We start from the raw sequence: 5919 nt of genomic DNA on the forward strand, positions 1-5919 counted from the left end.
CACCGATCATCAGATGAGGTTCTACATGAAGTTCCGTCAAACCGATTCGCTGGCCGTCGCGGCCGCGAAGGCGTCGTTCAGCACGTCCACGGCGTACCGGATCGAGGCCGATCCCCGGCTGCCGTCGCAGAAGAAGGAACCGCGCGGCCGCCGCCGACCGGACCCGTTGGGCGGCCTGTTCGAGGCCGAGGTGGTGCCGATGCTGAAGGCTGCGCCGGCGCTCCGTCCGGTCGCCGTGTTCGAGGAGATGCTGCGGCGCCATCCCGACCTCGGGGCCGGCGTCCGGCGCACTCTGGAACGTCGGATCCGCGCCTGGCGGGCGGTCCACGGCGAGGAGCAGGAGGTCGTGTTCCGCCAGACCCACGCGCCCGGCCGGCTCGGCCTGTCCGACTTCACCGACATGGGCGAGTTCGGCGTCACGGTCGCCGGAGCGCCGCTCGAGCATCGGCTCTACCGCTTCCGGCTCGCTTATTCGGGGTTCGAGCACGCCCATGTGGTGCTCGGCGGCGAGAGCTTCGTCGCGCTGGCCGAGGGGCTGCAGAACGCCCTGTGGTCGCTCGACGGGGTGCCGGCGGAGCATCGCACCGACAGCCTGTCGGCCGCCTTCTGCAACCTCGACCAGGAGGCCAAGGACGACCTGACCCGGCGCTACGAGGACCTGTGCGTTCACTACGGAATGACGCCGACCCGCAACAATGCCGGGGTCGCCCACGAGAACGGCGCCATCGAGGGGTCGCACGGCCACCTGAAGCGGGCGATCGCCGACGCGCTGCTGCTGCGCGGCAGCGCCGACTTCGACGACCTCGCCGCCTATCGAGGCTTCGTCGACGAGATCGTCGCCCGCCGTAATGCCCGCAACGCCACGCGCATCGACAGCGAGCGCGCCGCCTTGCAGTCCCTGCCGGAGCGGCGCACCTCGGACTACGAGGAGGTGGTGGTCCATGTCACCTCGTCGGGCGGCTTCACGCTGCGCAAGGTGTTCTACACGGTGCCGTCGCGCTTGATCGGCCACCGGCTGCGGGTGCGCCTCTACGACGACCGCCTCGAGGTGTTCGTCGGCGGAACCCGGCTGACGACACTGCCGCGCGGGCGGGCCCACCCCGACGGCAAGTACGGCCAGGTGATCGACTATCGGCACGTGATCCACTCGCTGCGCCGCAAGCCGATGGCGCTGCTCGGCCTGGTCTATCGGGACCGGCTGTTCCCGCGTGACGCCTGTCGCCGAACCTTCGACCTGTTGCGGGAGAAGCTGCCCGACAAAAAGGCGTGCCGCCTGATGGTCGAGCTGCTCGCCTTGGCGCACGAGCGCGGCTGCGAGGCCGAACTCGCCGAGGAGTTGATCGCCGATCTCGACGTCGCCCGTGTCCCCGACCTCGACCGACTGCGGGCGCGCCTCGCTCCCGATCCCGCCTGCGTGCCGCAGGTCGTCGTGCAGCTCGCCTCGCTCGCCGCCTACGAGTGCCTGGTCGGAACCACCGCGATGGGAGACGCCGCATGAGCACGACCCGCACGGGAACGAGCGGCGTCGACGCCGCCCGCCTCGGCATTCTGCTCAACGAGCTGCGGCTGCCCACCATCAAGGTCTTGTGGCCGCAGTTCGCCGAGCAATCCGACAAGGAGGGCTGGCCGGCCGCGCGCTTCCTCGCGCCATCGCCGAGCACGAAATCGCCGAGCGGGCCCGCCGTCGCATCGAGCGCCATCTCGTCGAGGCCCGCCTGCCGTCCGGAAAGACCCTCGACACGTTCGACTTCGACACCGTGCCGATGGTCTCCAAGGCGCAGGTGACCGCGCTCGCCGCCGGCGACGGCTGGGTCGGCAAGGGCGCCAATCTTCTGCTGTTCGGCCCGCCCGGCGGCGGGAAGAGTCACTTGGCTGCAGCCCTCGGGCTCGCCCTGGTCGAGAACGGATGGCGCGTGCTGTTCACTCGCACCACCGATCTCGTCCAGAAGCTTCAGGTCGCGCGCCGCGAGCTCGATCTCAAGGCCGCCATCAATCGGCTCGACCGCTTCGACCTCCTTATCCTCGACGACCTCGCCTACGTCACCAAGGACCAGGCAGAGACCAGCGTGCTGTTCGAGCTGATCAGCGCGCGCTACGAGCGACGCTCGCTGCTCATCACCGCCAACCAGCCCTTCGGAGAGTGGAACAAGGTCTTCCCCGACCCCGCCATGACGCTCGCCGCCATCGATCGTCTCGTCCACCACGCGACGATCCTCGAGATGAACGTCGAGAGCTACCGGCGACGCGCCGCCCTCGAACGAAAGCGCGCACCAGGGCGACCGCTCGTTCACGCGACAGCAAAGACCGTCGTTGATTGACGCTGCGCGACAATCATCCTTGAAAATATTGCTTGCGCACGACAATCAACACGACGATCATAACCTCGCCGCGACACCAACTCGCCATCCTGATTGTCGCGAACCTCCCATCAAAATTGTCGCGCTATATCAGGATTGGAGAGACCGAGATCGGCGAACACATTGCCGCTGCTCTCCTCGTGGGGAGGCAGCACAGCGCTTTTCTTCTTGGTCATGGCTTGCTCCCTTCGTTTTCATAGCGCTCGCGGTAATGCGTCTCGGCATCGCGCAGGCGCGTCTTGATCAGATCAGTCTCGTGCTGAGGGGTGGCGATGCCCTTCTTGGCCTTCTTCTGGAAAGCGTGAAGGACGTAGACCACGCCGACGAACCGCACGGTGTAAACGGCCCTGTAGGTGTCGCCGTCGAAGTCCTCGACCAGCTCCAGGACAGCACGGCCGCCGAACCCCTTCAGCGCCTTCGCGCCGAACGGCTCGTCGCCGTCCTGCACGCGGCTGATGGCGTAGCCCATGCGGTTCCGCACCCGGTCGGGGCGTTCGATCCTCACTCTTCAAATGGGGGAATCCCCGTAATCTTGTCAAGGGATAAATTCCTTTGTTGCCGGCACCCGTTGCCTACGAACTACGGGCCCGGTCAACATGCAGCTCCACTTCCAGGAGACGCTGCGCAACGCCACCTCGCCGGCCTCGTCCTCGGCTCCCGAACTGTGATGTCCTTCACACAGGGATCCGCACGGCGCTATTCTCCCCGCCCATCCACCTCCAGCTCATCCCGGTGCCGATCTGGAGCTGCGGGAGAGGTGTCATGGCCACGCGGCGCGAACGCCGGTAAGATGACTGGATTTCAGCGCAGGCGTGACCAATGCCAGGTGCGGCGATGAGGGCGTCCAGAGTTGCGAATATCGTTTTCCTTATGGGGGCGGGAATATCGCTGGTCGCGGCATGGTTGGCCCATGAACGTGAAGGGCGCCTCGATCTGGCCCGGCGCGAGAAAGCGGCCAGCGATTACGTCGATGCCCTCAAGGATCACCTTGCGGCAAAGGAAACGACCGCCGCGACGGTGGCGGCCCTGTTCCAGCCCTCCAATCCCTTGCAGCCCGCCGTGCTCGCGCCGTTCGGCGCAAAGCTCCGGGCGCTTCTGCCGCACCTCAACTCCATCGTCTGGCTTCCGAGGGTGAGACCAACCGACGCCGACAGGGTGCTCGGCGCTCTGAAAGCAGCCGGGGTTGAAGCGCCGGTGCTGTTCGGGCCGCGTCGGGCTCCGGTGCCACTCGGCGCGGTGGAGTGGCTTTTCCCCGTGACTGACATCGAGCCCAAGACGCCCACCAATCTTTCGTCTCTCGGGCTGGTCATCAACACGATTCCTGCTCCGGGCGCGGCCCTGCGGCGCGCAGAACAGACCAGGGGCGCCGCAGCGACGGCGGCGCTCGAACTTGTTCAGAACCCCGGCGTCCCGGCCCTCGTTCTGTATGTTCCCGTGTACGAGCCGGGCGGGGAGGGTCGCCAGCCTGCCGGCTATCTGGGGTTCAGCTATCACCTCGATCGCCTGATCGGCGCGGCCTTCGACCGGATAGCGGCGCCTGGAACCTTGCTCCGGGTGCGCGACGCGGAGGCGCCGGAGAGCGACGACCTCTACCGGTTCGGCGACATGGCGCTCGACGACAAGCGGGCGGAACTGGTGCGCAACCTGACTTTCGGCGGGAGGTCCTGGGAGTTTCGCTATGCGGGGGGCGAAGCCGACGCAGACCGCGCCCTGGGCGTCTGGTACGCCTATTTGGCCGGCGGCCTCGCCCTCAGCTTCGCGCTGTCGGGCGCCTTTTTCTCGGTGGCGCGATCGTCCGAACGGCTGCAAGTCCAGATCGCCGAGCGCGAGCGGATCAACAGGGATTTGCGGGAAACGACCGCGCAGTTCCGGGCTATGGGGGAGGCGGTTCCCTACGGCGTGTGGCTGTGCGGGCCGGATGGCGGCGCGCGCTATGTCAGCCCTTCCTTCCTCGAACTGCTCGACATGAGCATGGAGGAGCAAAGGCAATTTGGCTGGACCAAGCGGCTCGTGCCCGAGGACTTCGGGCCGATGATGGAACGCTGGATGAACTGTGTGAGGACCGGCGAGCCGTGGGACCATGTTCATCGTATCGTCGACCGCACCGGCGAGGTGCGGCATGTGCTCAGCCGGGGTCGCCCCGTTCGTGACACGGACGGGCGGATTCTGTCGTGGGCAGGGATCAACCTGGACATCACCGCCCTCCGGAGGGCAGAAGACGCCCGCCAGCTTCTCCTGCGCGAGCTCAACCACCGGGTCAAAAATCTCTTTTCGGTCGCGATCTCGATGGTGCAGATGACGGCCCGCAATGCGAACAGCGCGCGGGAGCTGTCCGAAACTGTGGTGGGGCGGCTGATGGCGCTCGCCAAGGCGCATGATTTGATCCGCTCCGCCGTGACTCTCGAAAGCACCCTTTCGGAGTCGAGCAGTCTTCGTGACCTCGTCGGTGCGACGTTGGACCCGCATCTGCCTGCTGGCACCGACCAGCTGAGGATCATCGGACCCGACCTCACGCTCGGCCGCAACGGGACGACGAGCCTGGCGCTCGTCCTGCACGAGCTTGCTACCAATGCCCGGAAGTATGGCGCGCTTTCGGTGCCGGAGGGATGCCTGGAAATCGCCTGGGGGCTGGCGGGGCAACACCTGACCGTCACTTGGGCGGAGCACGACGGTCCCCCTGTTGAGGTACCAGGACGCCGGGGGTTTGGCAGCCAGCTCACCCACCTCACAGTCACGGATCAGCTCAGCGGCACGATCGAGTATGACTGGGCTCACACCGGACTTCGGGTTCTTCTTCGCCTGCCCCTCGACGGGCTCAGGTTGTGACCGGAGACCGTCTGTAAACACTCCACCCCCTACTACAGAGGCAATACCAGGCCGTCTGTCTGGGCTTGGTATCGCCTCAGGCCCCGGCCTCCCAAAAGGAGCGCCGGGGCTTTCCTCAGCACAGTCGCGAGGTTGCCACCTTCCGGGCACTCACATCTGCTGTTTACCGTTTACGGTAAAAAGCAACTCTCACCCGCCGGTCATGGACCGCGGCCTGCGGGCGGTCATCCACCCGACTTTCCCACGGGCGTCATCACCTCGGGAGGCCCCATGCGGCCACACGGAGCCATCCGGCAAGCGGTGGCAAGGGCCTGCTCGCCAAAGCGGCAAAATAAGCGGCAAACTCAGGTCGCATTGCTAGGCACAAGCTCTTGTCCGGCGTAGATAATTGACCGGCAAAGAAAGCGGCAAAGGATGGCCTCGATAACGATGATGGAACCGACGATGCCGGAGGATTCCGGGCATCGCCTTGAGGATGCGGCCACTGACCTGGTGGCTAAGGCGGCAGGCCGCCCGCGCGGCGGCAACGCCGCAGGCCGAGGGTGCGGGGAGCGGCAGCATCCACGCTGGCGCGCTGGGCGGGCGCGAGCCCCTAAGCGGGCCATGGGAGGGCCGGGAGGGCTGCCCTGCTGGTGGCCGCCGCGTTGCAAGGCCAGCACAGCGGCGCCGCAGGAGCTGCTGTCACTGTCGGAGAAGCTGACAGTGACAGCAGGAACAAGGGTGTCCCTCCGGCGAG

3 protein-coding genes and 1 pseudogene are annotated in these 5919 nt (G+C 66.5%); 3 read left to right on the forward strand and 1 reads right to left on the reverse strand.

Annotated features, from left to right (window positions below; all coding sequences use genetic code 11):
• Positions 1 to 1498: IS21 family transposase (gene istA / locus ABTU92_RS18110; protein WP_408093039.1), on the forward strand; the 1498-nt coding region annotated here is incomplete at its 5' end.
• Positions 1495 to 2318: pseudogene (istB, locus tag ABTU92_RS18115) on the forward strand (IS21-like element helper ATPase IstB). The gene istA and the pseudogene istB, both read left to right, overlap by 4 nt.
• Before the next feature lie 211 nt (positions 2319 to 2529).
• On the opposite strand, the gene ABTU92_RS18120 reads toward istB, so the two are convergent.
• Entirely contained in the window at positions 2530 to 2862 is a 333-nt protein-coding gene (locus tag ABTU92_RS18120) for a type II toxin-antitoxin system RelE/ParE family toxin (RefSeq protein WP_408093040.1), read from the reverse strand.
• A gap of 398 nt (positions 2863 to 3260) precedes the next feature.
• Between ABTU92_RS18120 and ABTU92_RS18125 the strand changes: the two genes are divergently transcribed.
• Entirely contained in the window at positions 3261 to 5183 is a 1923-nt protein-coding gene (locus tag ABTU92_RS18125) for an HWE histidine kinase domain-containing protein (RefSeq protein ID WP_408093041.1), read from the forward strand.
• The last annotated feature ends 736 nt before the right edge of the window (positions 5184 to 5919 follow it).

The organism is Rhodoplanes sp. SY1, from assembly GCF_046000175.1.
GTDB lineage: Bacteria > Pseudomonadota > Alphaproteobacteria > Rhizobiales > Xanthobacteraceae > Rhodoplanes.